Here is a 23,894-nt window from a genome sequence, read left to right as displayed (position 1 = left end):
GTTCAGTGGGCTTCCGGGCGCTGCACTTTGCAGCGCGCGGTGGCAAGAATGGCAACACACAACTCGCCATAGCTCATACCCAGGGCTTTCGCACCCATGGGCACCAGCGAATGACTGGTCATGCCGGGAGATGTGTTCATTTCAAGCAACCAGGGCTGATTATTCCGATCCAGCATCAGATCAGCCCGAGCCCAGCCCTCGCACCCCAGGACGCGATAGGCTTGCACGCACAGCGACTGAATCTGTTGGGTCAGGGGCTCAGGCAGATCAGCCGGACACACGTACTGCGTGTCGTTGGACACATACTTGTGCTCGTAGTCGTAGTTTCCCTGGGGGGCAATGATTTCAATCACCGGCAGGGCATGTGCATCGGCACCGGTACCCAGCAGCGGCACGGTAAGCTCCCGGCCCTCGATGAACTGCTCGGCCAGGGCGCACTCATCATGCGCATAAGCCAGCGCCAAAGCGGCCGGCAACTGCCCGGCGGAGAACACCCGGGTAAGACCCAGGGTCGAGCCCTCATGCGGAGGCTTCACAATCAGGGGTAAACCCAGCTCAGCCACAAGATCCGTCTGGCCGGCGGCCGCTTGCTCAAGCGCCACAAATCGTGGCGTGGGCAAACCGTGCTGCAGCCAAAGTCGTTTGGTGGCGATCTTGTCCATGGACAGGCTGGAGGCCAACGTACCGCTACCGGTGTAGGGAATGCCCAGGAGCTCGAGCGCACCCTGAATCGTGCCGTCTTCACCGTATCGGCCATGCAAGGCAATGAACACCCGATCAAAGCCGGCGGCAGACAGCTCGGCCAGGCTTTGCCGCCCGGTATCAAACAAATGCGCATCCACACCGGCTTCTCGCAAAGCCGCGCAGACACCGGTGCCCGACATCAGCGACACCTCGCGCTCAGAGGACAGGCCACCATACAGCACACCCACACGACCCCAGTCTTGCTTCATGACAGGCCTCCCAATTGCGCGGGCACCCGGCTGATTGAGCCGGCGCCCATGATGATCACCACATCGCCGTCGCGCACAAAATCCTGAATCGCCTGAGGCATCTCGGCCACGTTTTCCACAAAGACAGGCTCTACCTTGCCGGCTACCCGCAAGCCGCGCGCCAGTGCCCTGCCATCCGCGGCAATCAGGGGTGCCTCGCCAGCGGGATAGACCTCGGTGAGCAGCACGGCATCGGCCGAACTGAGCACGCGTACAAAGTCTTCAAAGCAGTCCCGCGTACGGGTATAGCGATGAGGCTGGAACGCCAGCACCACGCGGCGATCGGGCCAGGCGCCACGAGCGGCAGCCAGCGTAGCCGCCATCTCCACGGGATGGTGGCCGTAATCGTCCACCACCGAATACATCCCCCCTCCGTTGCGTGCCGACACAGGAAAGTCGCCCACTTGGGTAAAGCGCCGGCCCACGCCTCGAAACTGCGCCAATGCCTCGACAATGGCGCCATCAGGCACACCCAGCTCGGTGGCGACGGCGATGGTGGCCAAGGCATTCAGCACATTGTGTCGGCCCGGCAGGTTCAGGCGTATATCCAGCGGCGGCAGAGCGCCTTGCTGGCCCTGGCGCTCCACCACAAACGCCATGGCGGTGCCCTCCGCTCGCAGATCCCGGGCACGCACCTGGGCAGGCGTGTCGATGCCATAGGTGGTCATGGGACGCGAGACAAACGGCATGATTTCACGCACATTGGAATCGTCCAGGCACAGCACTGCGCTGCCATAAAAAGGCAGGCGCTGGGTGAATTCGACAAAGGCGCTTTTCAGGCGCGCCACATCATGGCCATAGGTGTCCATGTGATCAAGGTCGATGTTGGTGATGATTGCCATCACCGGCAGCAGGTTCAAAAACGAAGCGTCGGATTCGTCGGCCTCGACCACGATGTACTCGCCCTGCCCCAGACGCGCATTGGCATCGGCCGCATTCAGGCGCCCGCCAATCACAAAGGTGGGATCCAGCCCGCCCGCAGCCAGCACGCTGGCCACCAGGCTGGTGGTGGTGGTCTTGCCATGGGTACCGGCCACCGCAATCCCGCGCTTCAAGCGCATGAGTTCGGCAAGCATCAGGGCCCGGGGCACCACCGGCACACGGGCGGCGCGTGCGGCCAGTACCTCAGGGTTGTCTGCGTGGATTGCCGTAGAAGTCACAATCGCACCGGCGCCCTGGATATGCGCGGCATCATGACCAATGGAAATCCGGGCGCCCAAGGAGGCCAGGCGACGGGTAACGGCGGTTTCCTGCACATCCGAGCCGCTGATGGCATAGCCCAGATTCAGCAGCACCTCGGCGATCCCGCTCATGCCCGCGCCGCCAATCCCGACGAAATGAATATTATGTATACGATGCTTCATACCGATTCCTTCTGGGTATGGACGCAAGCTTCAGCAATCAGCTGCGTAGCGTTCAGGCTGGAATGTTCGTGTGCGTGCGCCGCAACCGCCGCCAACTCGGGGCGCCGACGTTGGCTCAGCCAGTCGGCCAGCGCACGGGCACTTAATGTGGACTGCGGCATCAGCCAGCCGCCATCGCAGTCAGACAAATAGCGCGCGTTGGCGGTCTGGTGGTCGTCAATGGCGTGCGGCAAGGGGATAAACGCGGCCGCTACCCCGACAGCTGCTACTTCGGCCACCGTCATCGCGCCGGCGCGGCAGATCACCAGATCAGCGTCGCCCAGGGCCTGCGCCATATCCTGGATAAACGGGCGCACATCCGCCTGCAGCCCCAGGCGCGCATAGTGCCCCTGGACAGTGTCTGCATGGCGTTCACCCGCCTGATGGCAGACGGTGGGACGCATGTCCTCAGGCATCAAGGCCAGGGCTTCGGGCACCACGGCATTGATGCTGGCCGCACCCAGACTGCCACCCAGCACCAGCAGGTGCAGCGGCCCTTGCCGGTTTGCATAGCGGGCTTCCGCGGGCGTTACCGACAGCAAGGCTTCGCGCACGGGGTTGCCCACCATCACCGCATCGGGCAGCACACCGGGAAACCCGCTTAATACCCGGGTGGCCAAACGGGCCAGCAGGCGATTGGCCGTGCCGGCCACCGCATTCTGTTCGTGAATCACCAGCGGGATTTTGCTCAGGCGGGCCATCAGGCCACCGGGTACGGCGGCATACCCGCCCATACCCAACACCACATCGGGACGATGCTGACGCAGCAAGCGACGCACCTGCAGGCAGGCGGCCACCAGGGTAAAGGGCAGCTTGAGCAGCGCCGCCAGGCCCTTGCCACGCACCCCGCCAAACCGCAGGGGCAAAAGCGTGATGTGGTGCGCCGGCACCAGCCGGCCTTCCATGCGATCAGGATTGCCCAGCCACAGCACCTGCCAGCCCTGGGATTGCAGTGCCTCGGCCACTGCCAGGCCCGGCATGATATGCCCGCCTGTGCCGCCGGCCATGATGAGAATGACGGGCTGTGTCATCGCCGCTTCCCCCTCATCATGCAACGTGTCTCAAAATCCACCCGCAGCAGCAAGGCAATGGCTACGAGATTCATGACGATGCCCGAGCCGCCGTAGCTGACCAACGGCAAGGTAAGCCCCTTGGTGGGCAACAAGCCCACGCAAACACCAATATTGATGAAAGCCTGCACGCCGATCCATAGGGTCAGCCCCTGGGCCGCCAGACCATCAAACACCCGATCCATCACCATGGCCTTGCGGGCAATTTCAAAGCCGCGCAGCACGACAAACCCGAACACGGCAACCAGACACATCACACCCACAAAGCCCAGTTCCTCGCCAATCACTGCAACAATGAAGTCGGTGTGCGCCTCGGGCAGATAATGCAGTTTCTCGACACTGGCCCCCAGGCCCACGCCGAACCACTCCCCTCGTCCCAGGGCAATCAACGAATGTGACAACTGATATGCACTGCCGTAAGCGTTGTCGGGATTCCAGGGATCCAGATAAACAAACAGACGCTCACGCCGCCACGGAGACAGCCAGATCAGCAGCAGAAAGCAGGACATCACGCCCAGCAGCAACGTTGAAAACAGCTTGAGATTGATGCCACCAATAAACAGCACCCCAACGGCAATGGCACCAATGACGATAAATGCCCCAAGGTCGGGCTCAAGCAACAGCAGCAGGCCCACCAGCACCAGTGTCACTGCCATGGGAACAAAGCCGCGCCAAAATCCCTGCAGGTGCGCTTTTTTGCGCACCACGTAATCAGCGGCGTACAAGGCCACGACGAATTTCATGAGCTCGGATGGCTGGAAATTGACCGGTCCCAAGAACAACCAGCGCCGCGCACCGTTGACCTCGCGTCCGATACCGGGCACCAGCACCACCAGCAGCAACACCAGCGCCAGCACAAACAAGGGAATGGACAGCTTCTGCCAGACCTTCATGGGCACACTGGCCGTCACCAAGGCCGCCAGCAGGCCCACGATAATAAATGCGGCATGCCGGCCGACAAAATAGAAGCGCCCATAACTTTCGTAGCGTGGACCATCTGCCAGCGCAATCGACGCCGAATACACCATCAACAGACCAAACAGCACCAGCGCGGTCACCGCCACCACCAGGCTGACGTCCACCATCGGCATGGTGGTGCGGCCCTGCCGTCCACCCTGGAAGCCCACGCTGAGGTCTGCCATCAGGCTCATGCCACTTCCCCCCTGTCCGCTGCCAGCTCGCGCACAGCCTCGACAAAACAGGCACTGCGATGGGCGTAATTGCGAAACATATCCATGCTGGCGCAAGCCGGCGAGAGCAACACGGCGTCGCCGGGCTGCGCCTGATCCAGGCCCTGCTGAACAGCATCAGGCAAGGTGTCGCAAAAAATGAGGGGCACAGCACTGTCTTTCAGGGCTTGCGCGATGATGGCTGCATCCTGGCCAATCAGCATGACGGCGCGCGCATGCGCCTGCACAGCACTGGCCAACGGCGAGAAGTCCTGGCCCTTGCCCAGACCACCGGCAATCAGCACCACCGGACGCCCCAGCCCCTGCAGTGCAGCCAGCGTGGCGCCAACATTGGTGCCCTTGCTGTCATCAATGAAATCCACTCCGGCGATGGTCTGGATGAATTCGGTTCGATGAGCTTCGCCGCGATACCGGCGCAAAGCGTGCAACATGCCGGCCCAGTCCAGCCCGACAGCATCGCCCAGCGCCAGCGCAGCCAGACTGTTGAGCGCATTGTGGCGCCCCCGGATCTGCAAGGCATCAACAGGCATCAGCGCGTGCGGCGTGCCTTGCGTGCGCACGGCCACCTCCGGCTGACGGCCTTTGCGTCGGCCATTGTCAGGCGCAGGAGCATTCATCTGCGGCACATAGGCCAGCCAGGACAAATCATGAGAGCTCTGCAGGCCGAGGTCGCCCGCCAGAACCGGCAGGCCGGCGCCAAAACTGCGAACATCCAGCGCTTCTGGCTGCTCTACCATGGCGGATACCCGCGCATCATCGCGGTTGATGATACGGATCCGGGCCATCTCCAGCAGACGCGCTTTGGCCGCGGCATAGTCGTGCATCGAGCCATGCCAGTCGAGGTGATCTTGCGTGACATTGAGCACCACGGCTGCGTCGGCCGCCAGCGAGTGCGTGGTTTCCAGCTGAAAACTGGAGAGCTCCAGCACCCAGAGTGCCGGCAGATCGTCTGTTTGCAGGGCATCCATCAGGCTGTGCAAGGCGGCAGGGCTGATATTCCCGGCCGCCCGGGCCGGGCGCCCACACCCCTGTGCCAGGTGGCGCACCAGGGCAGTGACGGTAGTTTTGCCATTGGTACCTGTGATCGCCAGCACACCAGGTGTATAGCCCTGGCTGCGCAAATCGGCCAAGGCCCGCGCAAACAGCTCGATCTCGCCGATGATTTCGATGCCGCGCTCGCGCGCCGCCTGCAAAAATCCGGCCACAGGTGCTTGATGGGGGTTGAGCCCAGGGCTGAGCACAACCGACACCACCCCATCCAGGGTCGCCGGCTGCAGCGCATCTGTACCCAAATGCACATCGGCCTCGATGCCCTGATCCGCCAGCGTGGCCAGGCCCGCGGGCGCATCCCGGGTGTCCAGCACACGCAAAGCCGCCCCCTGGTGCGCGCACCAGCGCGCCGCAGCCACGCCGGTTTCGCCCAAACCCAGAATCAGGGTCAGGCCGTCACGGCGCACAGAGGGAAACTCAAATACGGTACTCATCGCAATTTCAAACTCGCCAGGCCCACCAGGACCAGCATCATGGTGATGATCCAGAAGCGCACCACCACCTGGGTTTCTTTCCAGCCGCTGACTTCAAAGTGATGATGCAGCGGGGCCATTCGAAAGATGCGCCGGCCCTCGCCATAGCGCTTTTTGGTGTATTTGAACCAGCTCACCTGCAACATCACCGAGAGGGTCTCCACCACAAACACCCCGCCCATGATGAACAACACAATCTCCTGGCGCACAATCACGGCGATCGTGCCCAGCGCACCACCCAACGCCAAGGCACCCACATCGCCCATGAACACCTGGGCGGGATACGCGTTGAACCACAAGAACGCCAGGCCGGCGCCGGCAATCGCGGCGCACAGAACCATGAGCTCGGACGCACCCGGGATATAGGGAAACAGCAGATACTTGGAGTAATCGACGCGCCCGACCACATAAGCAAAAATGCCCAGGGCCGAGCCGATCATCACCGTAGGCATAATGGCCAAGCCGTCCAGGCCATCGGTAAGGTTGACTGCATTGCTGGTACCCACAATCACCAGCCAGGTCAGTGCAACAAAGCCAAACACACCCAAGGGATAACTGACAGACTTGAAAAACGGCACGATCAAATCGGCCCGCGCAGGCAAAGGCATGGTGAAGCCGCTCAGCACCCAGTCGCGAAACAACGGCCAGAGATCGGCGTTGGCCGGTGCCGACACCGCGAAACTGAGATAGACCGCCGCCACCAGGCCAATCAGGGCCTGCCAGAAAAACTTCTGGCGTGCCGGCATGCCTTCGGGGTCGTGGTGCACTACCTTGCGGTAGTCATCCGCCCAGCCGATCCAGCCAAAACCAAAGGTCACCAACAGCACAACCCAGACAAAGCGGTTGGTCCAGTCGGCCCACAGCAGGGTGCTGATCCCGATCCCGATCAGGATCAGGGCGCCCCCCATTGTGGGTGTGCCATTTTTCTGCAAGTGAGTTTGCGGGCCGTAGCTGCGCACAGCCTGGCCAATCTTCAGTGCCGTCAACCGGCGAATCAGCCAGGGCCCTGCCAACAGGCCAATGGTCAGCGCAGTGGCCGATGCCAGAACCGCCCGGAAAGTGATGTATTCCACCACCCCAAATGCCCGGAAATGATGGTCGGCCAGCCAGCGTGCCAATTCAAGCAGCATGATTCCCCCCTTGGTCTGCACCATTGGTTTGCAGGGCGTGCACCACGCGCTCCATCCGCATGCTGCGCGAACCCTTGACCAGAATGTGGGCGGGTCGGGCAGCCAGCAGCCGCGGCAGCAAGGCATCCAGCGAATCAAACGCCTGCGCGCCGTCACCAAAGGCGCGGGCAGCCTCGACACTTGCGGTACCCAGGGTCAGCAGGCACTGAATGCCGCACTGGCGAGCATAGGTACCTACCTCGGCATGCATGGAGGGCCCTTGGTCTCCGACCTCGGCCATATCGCCCAATACCAGTACTTTCCGGCCATCCAGACCAGCCAGCACATCGATGGCGGCACGCACCGAATCAGGATTGGCGTTATAGGTGTCGTCGATCAGATGAAAACCATCGGCCAGCAGCTGGGGGCGCATGCGTCCGCCCACCGGCACAAAGGCGGCAAGGCCTGCGGCGATGGTGGACAGGGGCGCCCCGGCGGCACGGGCGCACGCTGCCGCAGCCAGGGCATTGCGCAGATTATGGCGGCCTGGGGCGTGCAAGGTAACGGGGATCACCTCCTGACCTACATGCAGGCGAAATTCGGTGTGATCTGTTCCTGCCTGAATCCGGGAGGCGTGTACCTGGGCATTTTCATCAAAGCCAAAGCGCAAGGTTTTGCGCGGCGCAGCCAGTTGCTGCCACAAACCGGTAAAGGGTTCGTCGTCGGGAAACACGGCCACACCGTTGGCAGGCAGGGCCTGCAGCACGGCACCGTTTTCCCGGGCAACGGCTTCTACCGAGCTCATGAACTCCTGGTGTTCGCGCTGCGCATTGTTCACCAGCGCCACTGTCGGCGCAGCAATTGCTGCCAGCACGGCGATTTCTCCGGGATGGTTCATACCCAGTTCCAGCACGGCAGCGCGATGCGTCTTGCCCAAGCGCATCACCGTCAGCGGCACGCCAATTTCGTTGTTGAAATTGCCCCAAGTGGCCAGACGGGCGGCGTCGCCCCACCACGCGGCCAAAATGGCACTGATCATTTCTTTGGTGGTGGTCTTGCCGTTGCTGCCGGTGACGGCAATCACAGGCAGATCAAACTGCCGGCGCCACACACTGGCCACCCGGATCAGCGCCTGATGGGTGTCGCCAAGCACAATCTGCGCGATGGCTGCCCCAGCCACTGCGTGCGACACAATGGCCGCCCGCGCACCAGCCTTGGCGGCAGCATCCAGGTAGTCATGGCCGTCAAAATGTTCGCCCCGCAGCGCCAGGAACATCACGCCGGCACTGGCGTGGCGCGTGTCGGTGGACAACCCCGGGGCCTGCTGCCAGCTCAGCGCAAATCGCGCCCATTCGCGGTCATCAAACGCACTGCGCACATGCTGAACTTCCTGATAGGTTTCATGGCCCTTGCCTGCCAGCAACACAACGTCCTGTTCGCCGGCCCGCCAGACAGTATCGAGAATTGCAGTGGCGCGATCCGGCTCGATGTGCGGCCGGGCCGGCATGCCGGCCACAATGTCTTCAATAATTGCGTCCGGGGATTCTGATCGGGGGTTATCGGTGGTAACCACGGGCTCGTCGGCCAGCCGAGCTGCGACTTCACCCATCATGGCGCGCTTGCCGACATCCCGATCGCCACCGCAGCCAAACACACACCACACACGCCCTCCGCGCTCTGCTGCCACGGGCTGCAGTGCCGTCAGGACACGTTCGAGGGCGTCTGGCGTATGGGCATAATCCACCACCACCAGAGGCTGCGGGCATGCCGCACTGGCACCACCAATGGCAGTCACCATCTGCAGCCGGCCAGGCACGGGATGCAACACTGCCAGCGCCCGGGCCACACGGCTCATCCCCCAGCCCAGCTCGCGCAACACACCGGCCACCAGCAACAGATTGGAAATATTGTGCTCGCCCACCAGATGCGTAAAAATCTGCACCCGGCCATCAGGCCCAAAAAGCTTGAACACCAGGCCATCGGCGCCATGCTGCACATCTTCGGCCCTGAATGCGGCGCCAGATGATCGTTGCAAGCTGTAGCCCACCACGTGCGAAGCTGACAAGGACATGCCCAGGAGTTCACCCCCTGCGGCATCATCGGCGTTGATCACCGCGCCCCGCAGCCCGGGCCGCGAGAACAAGGCAAACTTGGCCTGCTTGTAGCGCTCGAAAGTACCGTGGTAATCCAGATGATCGCGGGTAAGGTTGGTGAAGCCGGCAATTTGCACGCGCACGCCATCCAGCCGCCCCTGTTCGATACCGATGGACGAGGCCTCGATGGCAGCCGCCTGCCCGCCAGAGCGCACGATCGCCGCCAGGCTGCGGTGCAAGGTCAGCACATCCGGAGTGGTAAGCACACCGCCCAGATTGCTACCATCAGCCAGCGTGACACCCAGCGTGCCCACAGTCCCGCAGGGCATGCCCTCGGAATTCATGGCATCCGCAATCCAGCGCACGGTGGACGTCTTGCCATTGGTGCCCGTCACTGCAATCACCGCCAGCGCATCCGAAGGACGGCCATACCACAGGTGGGCGATCTCGCCGAGCAAAGAGGCCAGATCTTCCACCATCAGAACAGGAATGCCATCAGGCACCGGGTGTGCGGCATCTGCGGCACACACAATTGCGGCAGCGCCCGCAGCCTGCGCCTGGCCCATGTAGGCACGCCCATCGGTGGCAATACCGGGGCAGGCAAAGAAAACATCTCCCACCTGAATCTGGCGCGAGTCCAGGCACAGATGAGCATGGCGCTGAACGCGCTCGTCAAGCCAGGCCAGGATATCAATCGTATTCATCGTGTATGCGCCCCCTGCTCTGCCACGGCCACCAGTGAATCCACGGGCGCATCGGGCCGCACCCCCATTCGGCGCAGGGTGCTGGAAACAATATCGGAAAAAACCGGGGCAGCAACGGCGCCGCCGTAATAGCCACCGGTCGTGGGCTCATCAATGGAGACAGCCACCACAACTCGGGGGTCAGACACGGGCGCAAAGCCTACAAACGAGCCCCGATATTTGGTTTTGCTGTACTGCCCATCAACAATCTTGCGCGCCGTACCGCTTTTGCCTGCCACGCGATACCCCTGCACCTGGGCCCGCCTGGCGCCATCCGGCCCAGCGGCAGCTTCGAGCATGCTGCGCATCAGATGCGCCACCTTGGGCGAATACACCTGCACGCTGGTGGGGCGCCCTTCGCGACGCAATAAAGACAAGGACACCATGTCGCCATCGCGGGCGAATACGGTGTAGGCATGTGCCACCTGGATAAGAGACACTGACAGCCCATAGCCGTACGCCATGGTGGCCCGCTCGATGGGGCGCCAACGTTGCCAGGGGCGCAAGCGCCCGGATGCCATGCCTGGGAAATGCGTCTCGGGGACACGCCCAAAGCCCAGTTCGGAGAATTTTGTCCACATGGCCTGCGAGCTAAGCAGCTCGGAGATCATGGTCATGCCGACGTTGCTGGAGTGCTGGATGATGCCACCCACAGTCAGCACCCCATAGTGGCCCACGTCGGAAATCAGGGACCCCTGATAGCGATAACGGCCATTGCCCGTGTCAAACTGGGTCCGCGTCGAGATCACACCTTCATCCAGTGCCAGCGAGGCCGTAAAGGGCTTCATGATGGAGCCCGGCTCGAAGGTGTCGGTCATGACGCGGTTGCGCAAGGCCGGCCCCGTACGCTGCGCAGTATCGTTGGGATCGTAGGAAGGCAGGTTCACCATTGCCAGGATTTCACCTGTGTGGGCATCCACCACAATGGCCGCTCCCGCCCGCGCCTTGTGCTGCTCGATTGCGGCCTTGAGGGCAGTATAGGTATCAAACTGGATACCAGTATCGATGGACAGTTGCAGATTTTGTCCGTCCACCGGCGGCACCACCGCTTGGACGTCCTCTACCACGCGGCCCAGCCTGTCCTTGATGACACGACGCGAACCTGGCTGGCCCGAGAGAAGATCGTTGAATGCCAGCTCGGTGCCTTCGATGCCGCGGTCTTCGATATTGGTAAATCCCAGGATATGCGCCATGACCTCGCCTTCGGGGTAATAGCGCCGGGTTTCAGGCAACTGCTGTACCCCGGGGATTTTTAGCTGACGGATCTTGTCGGCAACATCCATGCTTACCTGCCGTTGCAGGTACACAAAATTCTTGTCTTCATCGCGCGTGCGCTGGTGAATTTCTTTCACGGAGACGCCCAGCAAGGTGGACAACTGCTTTACCTGGCTGTCACTGGCTTTGTGGAAGTCTTCGGGGATCACCCAAATGGCGCGCACCGGCATGCTGGACGCCAGCACCACCGAGCCGCTGCGATCAAAGATCTTGCCACGAGAGGCGGGCAGCACCAGGGTGCGCTCGTAGCGGCGCTCGCCCTGGCGCTGCAGGAATTCGTTGGACAGAATCTGCAGCGACAAGGCCTTGGCCACCAGTGCCACAAATGCCAGCATCAGCACAATTACCACCAGCCGCGCCCGCCAGAAGACCGGGCGACTGGCCAATACAGGGCTTTCATGGAAACCAAAGCGCTTCATGGCCGCCCTCCGGATGAGGAGGTTGCAGCCGGTGCCGGCTCTTGCAGATAAATCGTGCGATCCGGCGTCACCGGGATCAAGTGCAACTCGGTGCGCGCCAGCGAATCGATACGCACGTTGCGGGCCAGTTCTGCGCGCTCAAGTTGCAAACGGCGCCACTCGGTGTCGAGCTCGTGGGCTTGCGATTTAAGGCGCTCGGATGCGACAAACAGTTCGCGCGTCTGAAAGCGCGCGGTAACCAGGGAAATGGCCGAGAGCATGAGGCAAAATGCCAGGAAGATGGCCACCCGGATCATCGATGCCCCCTTTTGCCCGACCGCCTGGCACCCGCCGCAGGCTGGCCCGGCAGATGCACCAAAGCCGCCGCCTGCCCGGCGGACAGCGGCTCTGCCGTGCGTTGAGCCACGCGCAGCACAGCCGAACGCGAACGGACATTGTCCTGAACCTCAGCGGCATCCGCTTGCACACGGCCGAGCAAGTTCACCCAGGGCTTGGGCATATCCTTCTCTGGGATTGGCAGGCGCGCCTGCTCCTGGCCCGGCCGCGCAGCCGCTGCCAAGCACTGTTTCACCATGCGGTCTTCCAGGGAATGAAAGCTGATCACCGCCAGCCGCCCGCCGTCACGTAAATGACTCAGGGCTGCCGGGAGGGCGTGCGCGAGTTCTTCGAGCTCCGCATTGATGTAAATCCGTATAGCTTGAAACGTCCGTGTGGCCGGATGCTGGCCTTTTTCGCGCGTGCGGACGACACCGGCGACGAGCTGGGCCAATTGGCTCGTGGTGCGCAGCACCCCGGATTGGCGGCCCGAAACAATCGCCTTTGCAATCTGGAAAGCAAACCGTTCTTCGCCATAATGAGCAATGACCTCCTTGATCTGATCTTGGTCGGCCTGCGCCAACCAGTCGGCGGCGGTCTGCCCCCGAGTTGTGTCCATACGCATGTCCAATGGGCCATCGCGCATAAATGAAAAACCACGGCTGGCATCGTCAATTTGCGGTGACGACACCCCGAGATCCATCAGTACTCCATCCACCTGCGCCAGCCCGCGATCATCCAGCTGCTGACCAAGCGTTGCAAAGCCATCGTGCACCACCTCAACACGCGCATCTTCAGCCGCCAGCTGGCGGGCGATCGCGATGGCTTCCGGGTCTTTATCAAAAACCAGTAATCGGGCACCCGGCGCCAAGCGCTGCAGCAGCAGCCGGCTGTGGCCGCCGCGGCCAAAGGTTGCATCGACGTAAACACCGTTAAGGTCGGGAGAAGAAGCGTAAAGCGCACCGCGGCCAAACGACGCATTCAACAATGCGTCGATCGCCGGTTCCAGCAGAACGGTACGGTGGGAATACGCCATGGACGGGGCTCAGAAAGAAATCTGCTCAAGAATGGAAGCATCCAGCTGGTTGACGTCCTGCAGACCGCGGGCTTCCCACTGCTCGCGATTCCACAATTCAAAACCCGACCCCAACCCCAACAACATCACTTCTCGCTTTAAATCGGCTGCTTCACGCAACTCGGGTGATACTAGAATTCGTCCGGCTGAATCCATCTCGACATCCTGGGCACTCCCCAGCACAAACCGCTGCAATGGCCGCGCAGCAGCTGTCAGTGCAGATATCTGGGCACGTTTGATTTCCCATGTAGAGCGCGGATACAGCATCAGACAGCCGTCCGGATGACGCGTCAGGGTAAGACAGCCTTGCTCGTCGGACAGCAGGGCGTCGCGGTACCGGGCCGGGATTGACATCCGACCTTTGGCATCCAACGTTAGCGCACTGCTTCCTTGAAACATGGGTTGTGTCTCCCACTTCGTCACACAAAAATCTACTTTTCCCCACTCTACGGGATACCCGCAAGGCGGTCAAGGAGAAACTCAAGATTTATTCAATGACAACAAGCACTTACAACTGTTTTGAACAATTTCATAAAAAATAAAATCTTGAAAAATCAATGAACTGCAAAACAAACTGAATGTCCTTTATCAGCATAAATAGGCACAAACCATGATCCAGGCGTTTTCTGAACTCGTGCCAATCCCCGATTGACAGACCTGGGGCCAGCCTATGTAATGAATCCGTGCCTCAACCGAGGCTCCAACCCGGCGCCACCCGGCGCCAGACTCGAAAGCATCCGAGCCTCTTTTACGTTTGCCTGCGGTACCGTCAGCCACCAATAAAAGGAGACCCTCCATGTCGGATCAGACTTCCACCCCTAAATCACGTCGCCAATTCCTGCAATCTGTCGGGGCAACAGGCGGCATGATGATGATTGGCGGCATGTTGCCGCTGCATCGCGCACTTGCTGCCGGGGGCCCACCTGCCATCAATCTTGGCCAGGTTCTGCCCATGACAGGTTCGGCAGCCGAGTTTGGCCCCTACTACCGGGACGCCGTGCGTCTGGCGGTGGATCAGATCAACACTGCCGCAAAAGAGGTCTTCGGCGGCCCGATCATCGCCAACCACGTCACGGCCGATAGCGCCACATTGCCCACCGTGGGTGTGCAAGCTGCCCGCCAGATGGTCGACACCCAACACACGCCGATCATCATCAACGGCTGGTCTAGCGGCGTAACGGTGGCCATTGCCACCTCAGTCACCATCCCTTCAGGGGTTCTGCAAATTGGTAACGGCACCACTTCTCCGCTGGTCAGTGTGCTGCCCGCCGATGCCAAGGCCGATCTCCTGTTCCGTACCAGTGCCTCCGACGCCATGCAAGGTGTGGTGGCCGCACAATTCGTCAACGGCGAAATCGACCCCAACTACAAGTTCAAGAAAGTCGCCACCATCTACATCAACAACCCCTACGGGCAGGGCTTGTCCAATGCCTTTGCCGCGGCCTTCAAAAAACGCGGCGGCACAGTGCTGGCCCAGGTACCACACCCCGAAGAAGTCCAGCCTACGTACAAATCCATGCTGTCCCAGGCGCTCAAAGACAAACCCGACCTCCTACTCATCGTCAGCTACCCGGCCCATACCATCGCCATTTGTAAAGAATCCCGCGATACTTTCAACTTCACCAACTGGCAGTTCACCGATGGCAACGCCAGCATCGACATCATCAAAGAAGTTGGCGGCAAGGTCATAGACGGCCGCTACGGCACGGCTCCCGGCGAGGACACCACCACGCAGTCGTACAAAGACTTCGCCAAAACCTACATGGAAACCTACAAATACGACCACTTCCCGCCGTTTACCACCTGCTCCTACGACGCCGGCATGGTGGCGGGCTTGGCCATGGCAGCTGCGGTAGCAGCAGGGGCCACGGATGCCTCCAAGATCACCGGCACCGTCTTGCGCGATCACCTGCGTGAAATCGCCAACCCGCCGGGCGATCTGATCGACGGCGGCGATCAAGGCCGTATCACCGAGATGCTCAAGGCACTCAAGGCCAAAAAGAAAATCAACTACAACGGTGTTGCCGGCCCGTGCGATTTCGACAAAAACGGCGACGTCATCACCCCGGTCAATATCTGGAAATACTCCGGCGACCAAATCGAAACCGTCAAAATGGTGGCAGCCAAGGATATTCCAGCGGCATAAGCCAGCCGTCGGATGCCCCAAAACGGGGTATCCGGCCAAACAAAAAGGCCAGTTCACACTTGCGAACTGGCCTTTTTGTTTGGCTGCTGCCCTGGGGCAGCCCGCCGTGGCTGCTTATTTTTTGGGACCATCCGGAATAAACCGCGAGACGCGCTTTTTCTCGGGCAGGATACCCTGGGGCCGATACAGCACAATCAGTGCCAGCAGCAGGCCAACAAACGCCCAGCGCAAGAACGACATGCGTGCTGCCATGTCGGGAGCCACACTTTGCAGCGCCACTTGCAAGTAATCCGTGACAAAGCCGGTGCCGCTCCAGACGGCCCAGATGACAAACGCACCCAGGATAGCGCCCTTGTTATTGCCACTTCCACCCAGCATCAGCATCACCCACACCAGGAAGGTGGCAAACAGGGGCTTGAAGTGGCTGTAGTCGATGGTGACCATATAAGGAGCATACAAAGCACCCGCCACACCAATGATGACGGCCCCCAGCACAAAGGATTGCACCCGCAACGATTTGACCGGTTTGCCGTTCATGGCGGCGGATTCTTCTTCGTCGCGCACAGCCCTGAGGGCACGCCCCCAGGGAGAGCGCACCATGGTTTCGAGCAGCACATAAACGACTGCCAAACCCAGCGACACAATAACAAGATACAGATAGCTGTAATCGCGAGGCGCCATGGCCGACAGCGCCGGCTTGACGGCCTCGGGCAACCAGCTGCACGGATTGGCTGAATCCAGCAGGCAGGACAGTGGCTGCGTGATGCCCGACAGCGGCTGCGGCCCGTTGGCCAGCCAGCGCTCGTTTTGGAAGATCAGACGAATGATCTCGGCAATACCCAGAGTGGCGATGGCCAGAAAATCAGCCCTGAGGTGCAGAATCGGCTGGGCAATCAGGTAGGCCACTACCCCTGCCATGATGCCTGCAGCCACCACGCCCACCAGGTAAGGCGCATTAAGGCCAAACCATTGTTGGGCATAGGCGGCCATGACACCAGCGGGCTCGGAGGTTACAAACAGGGCCATGGTAAAGGCGCCCACGGCAAAAAAACCTGCCACACCAAAATCGAGGTGCCCGTTATAACCCCACTGCGCGTTAAGGCCCAGCGACAGAATGGAGTAAATAATGGCCATGATGCTGAAGGACACCAGATAATCCATGATGCCCGGCAGCCAGGCAGCCACCCCAAAGGCCAGGACCACTGCCAGCACGATAGCCGCCGGCAGCCGCTTTGGCCAGCACCAGCTGGAAAACACCAGGCAGCCCAGCAAAAAGGCGGGAATCAGCAAGAAGCAGGCTTTAAGCAAATGCAGATGATCCATGACACGCGCCTCTTAGCGTTGAGCAAACAGCCCCTGAGGGCGCATGAGCAACACCAGCACCATCAGGACAAAAGCGACTGCCGGCCCATAAGCCGGGTTGAGGAAAGCGGAGGTAAGCTGCATGGCAATGCCAATGATGACGGCCCCCACCAGCGCCCCCCAGGCACTACCAATGCCACCCATGATGACCGCGGCAAACAAGGGCAGCAGCAACACAAAACCCATGTCGGGACGCATTTGCGAAGCAAGGCCATACATCACCCCACCCACCGCGGCCATGCCGGCACCGATGGCCCATGTCCAGGCAACCACTTGCTCGGTGTTGATGCCGCGCACCTGTGCGAGATCGGGGTTATCCGCGGTGGCCCGCATGGCCTTGCCGATGCGCGTGTAATTAAGCATCCAGTACAGCAAGATCACCAGAATCAGAGCCAGAGCAAAGACAAAGAGTTGGTCGGCTTGCAGCCTTAAGCCAAGCGGGAGCTCTAGGGCCGGGTTGGCACGCCCTGAATAATAGAAGTGGAAATCGGATCCCCAGATGAGGTAGACAATACCGCGCAAAAGAAACTCCATGCCCAGCGACGCCATGGCCAGCAACACCAGGGGCGATTGATGCTTGCGCAAGGGGCGGTACAGCAGCCGATCGATGACGATGGCTACCACTGCCGTGATAATGGCGGCCAGCAGCAGGCCGACGAGGAGCTCCCAGCCAAATGAAAACCGCCAGATGGGATTACTTTGCGGCAGCACCAGCACCACGCCGTAGGTAACATATGCCCCCAGAGTGACGAACTCGCCGTGTGCAAAGTTGGGAAACTTAAGCACCCCGTAGCACAGCGTCAGGCCGATGCCGCCCAGTGCGATGATCCCGCCCAGCATCACCCCCCAGGCCGTAAGGGACAGCATATCCTGGGCACTGGTGCCGGACAGCCAGCCGGCCATCCACATCCCGATAAGCACAAGCAGCAGCACGCCGCCTACAAAGCGGGCACTGCGCACACCGCCAGAATCGCGTACATCCACCGAGCCGGACTCGGCTGACGCTTCAAGCGCATCGTCTGCCAGCGCGTTTGCCGTTTCGGCCATATCAACCTCCGAGGTAGAGTCGTCCGACATTGGGATCATCCAGCAGGGCCTGGCCCGTGCCTTCCTGTCGGTTCTCGCCATTAGCCAGGACGTAGCCGCGATGAGCCATCCCGAGCGACTGGCGGGCATTTTGTTCGACCATCAACACACCAATACCGGATTCGTTGATGCGGGTGATGCGTTCGAAGATCTCGTCGACCAGCTTGGGCGACAGCGCCGCAGTGGGCTCGTCGAGCAACAGCAGCTTGGGATTCATCATCAGCGCACTGCCCATGGCCACCATTTGCCTTTCGCCGCCAGACATCTTGCCGGCCAGTTGCCGGCGCCGCTGACGCAGCTTGGGAAACATGTCGTAGACACGCTCTTTGCCGGCGGTGAGATCGACAGCCCCCATGGGAAACGCGCCCATCTCGAGGTTTTCTTCGACGGTAAGAGTGGTGAAGACATTGGCCACCTGAGGCACGTAGCACATGCCGCGACGCACAATACGGTGCGGGGCGTCGTGGCTGATGTCGTGGCCATCAAACGTAATAGAGCCCTGGCGCGGATGCAACAGGCCAAAAATGGTTTTCATCAGGGTAGACTTGCCCGCCCCGTTGGGACCAATGATGGAAACGATTTCATCGGCTTCGACGTAAATGGACAAGCCCCGCAGGATCTCGGTGTCGCCGTAGCCCGCTGTGATGGAATCAACCTGCAGCAGTGGCATACTGGCCTCCGAGATAGGCTTCGAGAACAGCCTGATTGTTGCGTACCGCTTCGGGCTCACCCTCGGCGAGCTTGCGTCCTTCGCTCATGACAATGACGGGATTGCACAGGTTCATCACCATGTTCATGTCGTGTTCGATCAGCAGGAAGGTGATGCCGCGGTCGCGCGCCATAGTTTGAATATTTTTGATGATGCTTTGCAGCAGCGTACGGTTGACCCCGGCGGCGGGCTCGTCGAGCAGCACCAATTGAGGGTCGGCCATCAGGGTGCGGCCCATCTCGAGGAGCTTCTTTTGCCCGCCCGACAGATTGGCGGCGTACTCGTGCTGCACATGGGTAAGCTGGAGGTACTCGAGGACCTCTTGTGCCTTGTGCAAATGGCGGGCTTCTTCGGATCTGACCTGGCCCGGACGCAGCAGGGCGTTCCACCAGAGTTCTCCGGTTTGCCCCGCAGGCACCAGCATGAGGTTTTCGAGCACGCTCATGGTGCCGTGCTCTCGGGGAATCTGAAAGGTGCGGCACATGCCCCGCATGAAAATTTCATCGGGTCGAAGGTGGCCGATATCCTGGCCATCCAGCAAAATGCGGCCGGAATCGGGCTTGATGAACCCGGTAATAAGATTGAACATGGTGGTTTTGCCTGCACCATTAGGGCCGATCAGGCCTGTGATGGTGCCGCGTTCCACCTGAAATGAGCAATGGTCTACGGCCTTCAGGCCACCAAAGCGCTTCGCCAGATCACGGACTTCGAGCAGCGGATGTGCCTGCCCGGTTGCCGTCTCCGACAGAGATGATGCTGTCGAATCTGCCACCGATGTCTCCTGCTGGATATCCAGGGTTGGAATCCCGCCGGCGTATCTGCTGCAAGGATAGACAGCAAACCGCTGGTTCGAAAAAGTGGTGACAGAGTATCACAGCTATTCTCACAGCCGTATGCGCATAATTCCTAATGCCCAAGATGAAAAATGCGGAACAGATCGATAGGCCGGATTTTGTACACCCGGTTTCCCGGGCGGGCAATCATTCCTCTGGACATACCATTGCTGGCATGCTCTAGCCATCTACCCGCATGCTCGGGCGGGCCGCCCTGTCGGCACAAAGCCGGCGCATGCCTATTTGATGTTGCTCCGGATAGAGGTTGCCGCGTTTCACCCTGCCATGCCCGACAGGCAAAAGCCCGTCGGCAGTACGGAGTAGCCGTACCCGTGTGCATCCGAAAACGCACCCGCATGGCAGACTCGTCTCTGTGGCCCTGTTCCTCGGCTTTCTCGTCAGAGATCGCCGGACGGCCGTTAGCCGCTATCCCGCCCGATGGAGTCCGGACCTTCCTCGGTGCCGTGGCACCGCGATTGCCTGATCTGCCCCGCCCCGCAATTGTACGGCATGCGCGGGGCTTGCCGGCACGCAAGGCACCAAACTGCGACAATAAGCGGTGGTGCCTGCAAACCATCCAGGATGCATGCCGGCAGCCCGCACTTTTCACCCTCTGTTTCTCCGGTTTTTTATGCCCGACACAATTCTTGCCCTAAGCCAGGCCCAACTGGCCTATGGCCATCATCCGCTGCTCGACCATGCAGAGCTCGCCCTTCTGGCCGGTGAACGCATTGGTCTTATTGGTCGCAATGGCGCCGGCAAGTCGTCTTTGCTACGGGTACTGGATGGCCGCACCCAGCTGGACGACGGTGAAATCCGACGTCAAAAGGGCCTGCGCGTGGCCACTGTCGAGCAAGAACCTATCTTGCCCGAAGATCAGACTGTCATGCAGGTGCTGTGCGGCGATCTGCTGGCCTCCGAAGACTGGTCGCGCAGCGCACGGGCCTCAACCCTGATTGACGCACTGGGCTTGAGCCCCGACAGCCTGGTTCGGGGCTTGTCTGGCGGCACCCGCAAACGGGTGGCGCTGGCCCGGGCACTGGTGCAAGAACCCGATCTGTTGCTGCTGGACGAACCCACCAACCACCTGGACTTCGAAGGCATTACCTGGCTGGAAGAATTGCTGCAAAAATCCCGGATGACGATCATCCTGATCACTCACGACCGGCGTTTCCTCGACTCAGTGGCCACCCGGATCATCGAGCTTGATCGTGGCCAACTGCTGAGCTTCCCGGGCAATTTCTCAGCCTGGCAGGCACGCAAGGCCCAATGGCTTGAGGCAGAACAACAGGCCAACGCTCGGTTTGACAAGCTGTTGTCGCAAGAAGAAGTATGGATTCGCAAGGGTATCGAAGCACGGCGCACCCGCAACGAGGGTCGCGTGCGACGCCTTGAAGCCTTGCGCCGCGAGCGCACCGCCCGAAGAGATCAACAAGGCCAGGTGCGCTTTGCATTGGCCGATGGCCAGCGCTCGGGCAAACAGGTGGCCAAGCTGGAGCATGTCAGTCACGCGTTTGGTGGCAACACCCTGATCCGGAATTTCAGCACCCTGATCCTGCGTGGCGACCGCATTGGCATCATCGGCCCCAACGGGGCAGGCAAGACCACGCTTTTACGCATTTTGCTGGGCGAACTCCAGCCCAATGAAGGCAGTGTGCATTTGGGCACCAACCTGTCGATTGGTTACTTCGACCAAATGCGCGATCACCTCGACGAATCCGCTACATTGGCCGATACCATCAGCCCCGGCAGCGAATGGGTTGAAATCGGCAATCAGCGCAAGCACGTGATGAGTTACCTCGAGGATTTTCTGTTTCCGGCCGCCCGGGCGCACTCACCAGTATCCAGTTTGTCGGGGGGTGAACGCGCCCGCCTGGCCTTGGCCAGGATGTTTGCCCAGCCACATAATATTCTGGTGCTGGACGAACCCACCAACGACCTCGACATCGATACCCTGGAACTGCTGGAAAGCCTGCTGCAAGACTACACCGGCACCGTGCTGCTGGTCAGCCACGACCGCAGCTTTCTGGATAACGTCGTCACCCAGACCATCGTCGCCGAAGGCAATGGGCATTGGCAGGAATACGTGGGTGGCTACGCCGATTGGCTCATCCAGCGGCCCACGCCACAGGTGGCCGAGGCATCCGGCACGGGCGATACGGCGGCAAAGGCCGATGACAGCCCGCAGGGGCGGCAAACAGTCACATCGCAGCCGGTAGAGGCACCAGAAGCCGCCAGATCTCGCAAGAACCGTCTGGCCCCCTGGGAAGCCGAGGAACTGGCCAAGATACCCGACCAGATTGCTGCTCTTGAGGCCAGGCAGTCTGAGCAAGCTGCTGCCTTATCCGACCCAGATCTCTATCGGGACGGCCCCGAGCAAGCCGAGCACATCCAGGCGGCACTCGGTGAAATCGACACCCAGCTGAACACCCTGTTTGAGCGCTGGGAGGCACTGGAAGCCAAACGCGGCGAATAAAGCCCAGTGCAACCAAGCCTGATGCCGATCAGCTGGCCTGCACACGCCAGGCGAGTGTCTCACCTGCAGCCAGGGGCACCACTTCGGTGTCGGCCATGGGCAAGACATCCGGGACAGGCTGGGCGATGCGCTCGAGCGTCAGGGTGTCTGTGTTGGGCGACAAACCATAAAAAGCCGGGCCATTAAGGCTGGCGAAGGCCTCGAGGTGCCGCAAGCGCCCCACCGACTCAAAAGCGGTGGCATACAGTGCCATTGCGTGGTGGGCGGTATAGCAACCTGCGCAGCCACAGTCTTGCTCTTTGGCACCCTTGGGGTGCGGCGCACTATCCGTACCCAGAAAGAATCGGCTGTCGCCGCTGGTAGCAGCCTCAAGCAGTGCCAGACGATGGCGCTCGCGCTTGAGTACCGGCAGGCAATACCAGTGAGGCCGCAGCCCGCCCTTAAACAGGGCATTGCGGTTGTACAGCAGATGGTGCGCCGTGATGGTGGCTGCCACCGGCCCGGGCGCCTCGCGCACATAGGCGACGCCGTCGGCGGTTGTGATGTGCTCGAACACCACCTTGAGCGCAGGAAACGCCTGACGCAAGGGTTTCATCACCCGGTCGATGAACACCGCCTCGCGGTCGAACAGATCGATATCGGGATCAGTGACTTCTCCGTGCACCAGCAGTGGCATGCCACAGGCCTGCATGGCCTCAAGGGTTACCGTGCAATGCCCCAGCAAATCAGTGACGCCGGAGTCGGAGTTGGTGGTGGCACCCGCGGGGTAAAGCTTGACCCCATGCACGATGCCGGAATCGCGGGCACGAAGGATCTCATCGGCCGATGTGTGATCGGTGAGGTATAGCGTCATGAGCGGCTGGAAACCGCCTGCCGGCACACCGGCCTGCTGCAATGCCGCCAGTATGCGTCCCTGGTACGCCCGCGCATCCGCTGTGGTGGTAACAGGCGGCTTGAGGTTGGGCATGATGATGGCCCGGCCGAACTGGCGCGCCGAATCTCCCACCACGCTACGCAGCACCGCACCATCACGCAAATGCAGATGCCAGTCGTCGGGGCGCACCAGGACAAGCGTGTCTTGCGTGCCCACACTGGCCGCTGAGCCTGTCTGCACAGCTGACAAAGGCCTTGAAGCCTCTGTGAAGGTGTCTGAAATGCTCATGAATCGTCTCTTGAATTATTTTCTTAAGGATTTTTTACGCAAGCGCTTTGTCTTTGAGGGAAACACGCGGTAAGCTTCGGGGGCTAATCATTCAATCAAGTAGGAGCCTGTATTCATGGCAACCACCGAAAAGTCCGGGCGCAAACCCAATGCGGCCTTCATGAAGCCCCTGACGCCGAGCGCCACTCTGGCGGCCATCATCGGCAACGAAGCCGTGCCCCGCACTGAAGTTACCAAGCGCATCTGGGACTACATCAAGAAGCACGATCTGCAAGACCCGGCCAACCGCCGCAACATTAATGCAGATGCCAAGCTGCGCCCGTTGTTTGGCAAAGATCAGGTATCGATGTTCGAGCTGACCAAACTGGTAAGCCAGCACCTGAAATAAGCCAGTTTCCCCTGGTATTGCCATGCAGCCCCCGGCAGTGCCGGGGGCTTGCTTATTACAGCCCCGGCAGCGGGGTTTCTCCGGCGAAGTGGGCCAGCCAGCCTTTGGCCAAGCGGTAGATGATCCAGATCATCGCAACGATACCGGTAATAAACCCAATAAAGATTGTTGTCAGTGCGGCACTGATTACCAGCCACAACAGGCCCCACCAGAAAGTGCGGATGATCCAGTCGAGGTGTCCGGCATAGATGGTGCCCACCATGTCGCTGCGTTTTAGATAAGCCAGCACCACAGCGGCAACCACAGCGGCGCCCAGAAATCCTGCCGACAGGATCCCCACGGCAAACAAACCATACATCAGATGGATCAGCTGACCTTGCGTCAGGCCCTTGTCGGCGGGAACAGGGGTGTCGTCATCCTGAATCATGAAATCTCCTGCGAAGGCACTGTGTGGTGCTTGTTAAGGCGAAGTTTATTCTAACCCGAGTGTACGAAGCGAGCGCGCAAAACAAAGCCCCTGCAGAG

At 60.7% G+C, this 23,894-nt stretch carries 20 protein-coding genes and 1 other RNA gene; 3 read left to right on the top strand and 18 right to left on the bottom strand.

Annotation, left to right across the window (positions count from 1 at the left end; all coding sequences use genetic code 11):
- Positions 1 to 2 precede the first annotated feature (2 nt).
- From ABS758_RS13475 to mraZ, 11 genes are read right to left on the bottom strand one after another with little or no spacing between them, the layout of a single operon-like run.
- Positions 3 to 953, bottom strand: a complete 951-nt coding sequence (locus tag ABS758_RS13475) for a D-alanine--D-alanine ligase (protein ID WP_350383665.1) — start codon at positions 951 to 953, stop codon at positions 3 to 5.
- On the bottom strand, positions 950 to 2,356 hold the full coding sequence (gene murC / locus ABS758_RS13470; RefSeq protein WP_350383667.1) for a UDP-N-acetylmuramate--L-alanine ligase: 1,407 nt from the start codon (positions 2,354 to 2,356) through the stop codon (positions 950 to 952). Before murC ends, ABS758_RS13475 begins: the two co-directional genes overlap by 4 nt.
- Positions 2,353 to 3,426, bottom strand: coding sequence for an undecaprenyldiphospho-muramoylpentapeptide beta-N-acetylglucosaminyltransferase (gene murG, locus ABS758_RS13465; protein WP_350383669.1), 1,074 nt, complete (start codon positions 3,424 to 3,426; stop codon positions 2,353 to 2,355). The genes murC and murG overlap by 4 nt, the downstream gene beginning before the upstream one ends.
- Entirely contained in the window at positions 3,423 to 4,616 is a 1,194-nt protein-coding gene (gene ftsW / locus ABS758_RS13460) for a putative lipid II flippase FtsW (protein WP_350383671.1), read from the bottom strand. The genes murG and ftsW overlap by 4 nt, the downstream gene beginning before the upstream one ends.
- A complete protein-coding gene (gene murD / locus ABS758_RS13455) occupies positions 4,613 to 6,139 on the bottom strand; it encodes a UDP-N-acetylmuramoyl-L-alanine--D-glutamate ligase (protein WP_350383672.1) in 1,527 nt (508 codons plus the stop codon). Before murD ends, ftsW begins: the two co-directional genes overlap by 4 nt.
- Entirely contained in the window at positions 6,136 to 7,308 is a 1,173-nt protein-coding gene (gene mraY / locus ABS758_RS13450) for a phospho-N-acetylmuramoyl-pentapeptide-transferase (protein WP_350383674.1), read from the bottom strand. The genes murD and mraY overlap by 4 nt, the downstream gene beginning before the upstream one ends.
- Complete coding sequence (gene murF / locus ABS758_RS13445) at positions 7,298 to 10,084, bottom strand: bifunctional UDP-N-acetylmuramoyl-L-alanyl-D-glutamate--2,6-diaminopimelate ligase MurE/UDP-N-acetylmuramoyl-tripeptide--D-alanyl-D-alanine ligase MurF (RefSeq protein ID WP_350383677.1); 2,787 nt, start codon at positions 10,082 to 10,084, stop codon at positions 7,298 to 7,300. The genes mraY and murF overlap by 11 nt, the downstream gene beginning before the upstream one ends.
- Entirely contained in the window at positions 10,081 to 11,817 is a 1,737-nt protein-coding gene (locus ABS758_RS13440; RefSeq protein ID WP_350383679.1) for a peptidoglycan D,D-transpeptidase FtsI family protein, read from the bottom strand. Before ABS758_RS13440 ends, murF begins: the two co-directional genes overlap by 4 nt.
- The gene (gene ftsL, locus ABS758_RS13435; protein ID WP_350383681.1) at positions 11,814 to 12,113 is read right to left on the bottom strand and encodes a cell division protein FtsL; all 300 of its coding nucleotides are present in this window, start codon (positions 12,111 to 12,113) and stop codon (positions 11,814 to 11,816) included. The genes ABS758_RS13440 and ftsL overlap by 4 nt, the downstream gene beginning before the upstream one ends.
- Positions 12,110 to 13,168 (bottom strand): 16S rRNA (cytosine(1402)-N(4))-methyltransferase RsmH, encoded by a 1,059-nt coding sequence (gene rsmH, locus ABS758_RS13430; protein ID WP_350383682.1) that lies wholly within the window; start codon positions 13,166 to 13,168, stop codon positions 12,110 to 12,112. The genes ftsL and rsmH overlap by 4 nt, the downstream gene beginning before the upstream one ends.
- A gap of 9 nt (positions 13,169 to 13,177) precedes the next feature.
- The gene (gene mraZ, locus ABS758_RS13425) at positions 13,178 to 13,606 is read right to left on the bottom strand and encodes a division/cell wall cluster transcriptional repressor MraZ (protein ID WP_350383683.1); all 429 of its coding nucleotides are present in this window, start codon (positions 13,604 to 13,606) and stop codon (positions 13,178 to 13,180) included.
- Positions 13,607 to 14,003: 397 nt separating this feature from the next.
- On the opposite strand from mraZ, the gene ABS758_RS13420 reads away from it, so the two are divergent.
- Complete coding sequence (locus ABS758_RS13420; RefSeq protein WP_350383684.1) at positions 14,004 to 15,353, top strand: ABC transporter substrate-binding protein; 1,350 nt, start codon at positions 14,004 to 14,006, stop codon at positions 15,351 to 15,353.
- 114 nt (positions 15,354 to 15,467) lie between these two features.
- On the opposite strand, the gene ABS758_RS13415 is transcribed toward ABS758_RS13420, so the two are convergent.
- From ABS758_RS13415 to rnpB, 5 genes are all read right to left on the bottom strand, one after another.
- Positions 15,468 to 16,676: a branched-chain amino acid ABC transporter permease gene (locus ABS758_RS13415; protein WP_350383686.1), complete on the bottom strand. Its 1,209-nt coding sequence runs from the start codon at positions 16,674 to 16,676 to the stop codon at positions 15,468 to 15,470.
- Between the two features lie 12 nt (positions 16,677 to 16,688).
- Positions 16,689 to 17,792 carry a branched-chain amino acid ABC transporter permease gene (locus ABS758_RS13410; protein ID WP_350383687.1) on the bottom strand — a complete coding sequence of 368 codons (1,104 nt, stop codon included), beginning with the start codon at positions 17,790 to 17,792 and terminating at the stop codon, positions 16,689 to 16,691.
- On the bottom strand, positions 17,764 to 18,471 hold the full coding sequence (locus ABS758_RS13405) for an ABC transporter ATP-binding protein (protein ID WP_350383690.1): 708 nt from the start codon (positions 18,469 to 18,471) through the stop codon (positions 17,764 to 17,766). Before ABS758_RS13405 ends, ABS758_RS13410 begins: the two co-directional genes overlap by 29 nt.
- Positions 18,452 to 19,282 carry an ABC transporter ATP-binding protein gene (locus ABS758_RS13400; protein WP_350383693.1) on the bottom strand — a complete coding sequence of 277 codons (831 nt, stop codon included), beginning with the start codon at positions 19,280 to 19,282 and terminating at the stop codon, positions 18,452 to 18,454. The genes ABS758_RS13405 and ABS758_RS13400 overlap by 20 nt, the downstream gene beginning before the upstream one ends.
- A 153-nt stretch (positions 19,283 to 19,435) precedes the next feature.
- Positions 19,436 to 19,835, bottom strand: an RNA gene (gene rnpB, locus ABS758_RS13395) — RNase P RNA component class A.
- 139 nt (positions 19,836 to 19,974) lie between these two features.
- Here rnpB and ABS758_RS13390 point away from each other — a divergent pair.
- On the top strand, positions 19,975 to 21,819 hold the full coding sequence (locus ABS758_RS13390) for an ATP-binding cassette domain-containing protein (RefSeq protein WP_350383695.1): 1,845 nt from the start codon (positions 19,975 to 19,977) through the stop codon (positions 21,817 to 21,819).
- A 28-nt stretch (positions 21,820 to 21,847) separates the two neighbouring features.
- Here the strand turns inward: ABS758_RS13390 and pyrC are convergent, their stop codons facing one another.
- Positions 21,848 to 22,909 carry a dihydroorotase gene (gene pyrC, locus ABS758_RS13385; protein ID WP_350383707.1) on the bottom strand — a complete coding sequence of 354 codons (1,062 nt, stop codon included), beginning with the start codon at positions 22,907 to 22,909 and terminating at the stop codon, positions 21,848 to 21,850.
- A gap of 187 nt (positions 22,910 to 23,096) precedes the next feature.
- Here pyrC and ABS758_RS13380 point away from each other — a divergent pair, with 187 nt between their 5' ends.
- Entirely contained in the window at positions 23,097 to 23,369 is a 273-nt protein-coding gene (locus ABS758_RS13380; RefSeq protein ID WP_350383697.1) for an SWIB/MDM2 domain-containing protein, read from the top strand.
- A gap of 55 nt (positions 23,370 to 23,424) precedes the next feature.
- Here ABS758_RS13380 and ABS758_RS13375 read toward each other — a convergent pair whose 3' ends face one another.
- Positions 23,425 to 23,796: a DUF4870 family protein gene (locus ABS758_RS13375; protein WP_350383699.1), complete on the bottom strand. Its 372-nt coding sequence runs from the start codon at positions 23,794 to 23,796 to the stop codon at positions 23,425 to 23,427.
- Positions 23,797 to 23,894: the final 98 nt, after the last annotated feature.

Source organism: Castellaniella sp. FW104-7C03, assembly GCF_040276085.1.
GTDB lineage: Bacteria > Pseudomonadota > Gammaproteobacteria > Burkholderiales > Burkholderiaceae_B > Castellaniella.
The sequence above is the reverse complement of the archived record's forward strand: the minus strand, read 5'-3'. Positions and strand labels throughout refer to the sequence as shown.

Excerpts from the sequence above, each read along its gene's own strand:
- ABS758_RS13390 (WP_350383695.1), top strand. The coding sequence starts at position 19,975 with ATGCCCGACACAATTCTTGCCCTAAGCCAGGCCCAACTGGCCTATGGC.
- murF (WP_350383677.1), bottom strand. The coding sequence starts at position 10,084 with ATGAATACGATTGATATCCTGGCCTGGCTTGACGAGCGCGTTCAGCGC.
- ftsW (WP_350383671.1), bottom strand. The coding sequence starts at position 4,616 with ATGAGCCTGATGGCAGACCTCAGCGTGGGCTTCCAGGGTGGACGGCAG.
- murG (WP_350383669.1), bottom strand. The coding sequence starts at position 3,426 with ATGACACAGCCCGTCATTCTCATCATGGCCGGCGGCACAGGCGGGCAT.
- ABS758_RS13375 (WP_350383699.1), bottom strand. The coding sequence starts at position 23,796 with ATGATTCAGGATGACGACACCCCTGTTCCCGCCGACAAGGGCCTGACG.
- ABS758_RS13415 (WP_350383686.1), bottom strand. The coding sequence starts at position 16,676 with ATGGATCATCTGCATTTGCTTAAAGCCTGCTTCTTGCTGATTCCCGCC.
- ABS758_RS13410 (WP_350383687.1), bottom strand. The coding sequence starts at position 17,792 with ATGTCGGACGACTCTACCTCGGAGGTTGATATGGCCGAAACGGCAAAC.
- murD (WP_350383672.1), bottom strand. The coding sequence starts at position 6,139 with ATGAGTACCGTATTTGAGTTTCCCTCTGTGCGCCGTGACGGCCTGACC.
- ABS758_RS13405 (WP_350383690.1), bottom strand. The coding sequence starts at position 18,471 with ATGCCACTGCTGCAGGTTGATTCCATCACAGCGGGCTACGGCGACACC.
- ABS758_RS13420 (WP_350383684.1), top strand. The coding sequence starts at position 14,004 with ATGTCGGATCAGACTTCCACCCCTAAATCACGTCGCCAATTCCTGCAA.
- rsmH (WP_350383682.1), bottom strand. The coding sequence starts at position 13,168 with ATGGCGTATTCCCACCGTACCGTTCTGCTGGAACCGGCGATCGACGCA.
- murC (WP_350383667.1), bottom strand. The coding sequence starts at position 2,356 with ATGAAGCATCGTATACATAATATTCATTTCGTCGGGATTGGCGGCGCG.
- ABS758_RS13475 (WP_350383665.1), bottom strand. The coding sequence starts at position 953 with ATGAAGCAAGACTGGGGTCGTGTGGGTGTGCTGTATGGTGGCCTGTCC.
- ABS758_RS13440 (WP_350383679.1), bottom strand. The coding sequence starts at position 11,817 with ATGAAGCGCTTTGGTTTCCATGAAAGCCCTGTATTGGCCAGTCGCCCG.
- mraZ (WP_350383683.1), bottom strand. The coding sequence starts at position 13,606 with ATGTTTCAAGGAAGCAGTGCGCTAACGTTGGATGCCAAAGGTCGGATG.
- mraY (WP_350383674.1), bottom strand. The coding sequence starts at position 7,308 with ATGCTGCTTGAATTGGCACGCTGGCTGGCCGACCATCATTTCCGGGCA.
- ftsL (WP_350383681.1), bottom strand. The coding sequence starts at position 12,113 with ATGATCCGGGTGGCCATCTTCCTGGCATTTTGCCTCATGCTCTCGGCC.
- ABS758_RS13380 (WP_350383697.1), top strand. The coding sequence starts at position 23,097 with ATGGCAACCACCGAAAAGTCCGGGCGCAAACCCAATGCGGCCTTCATG.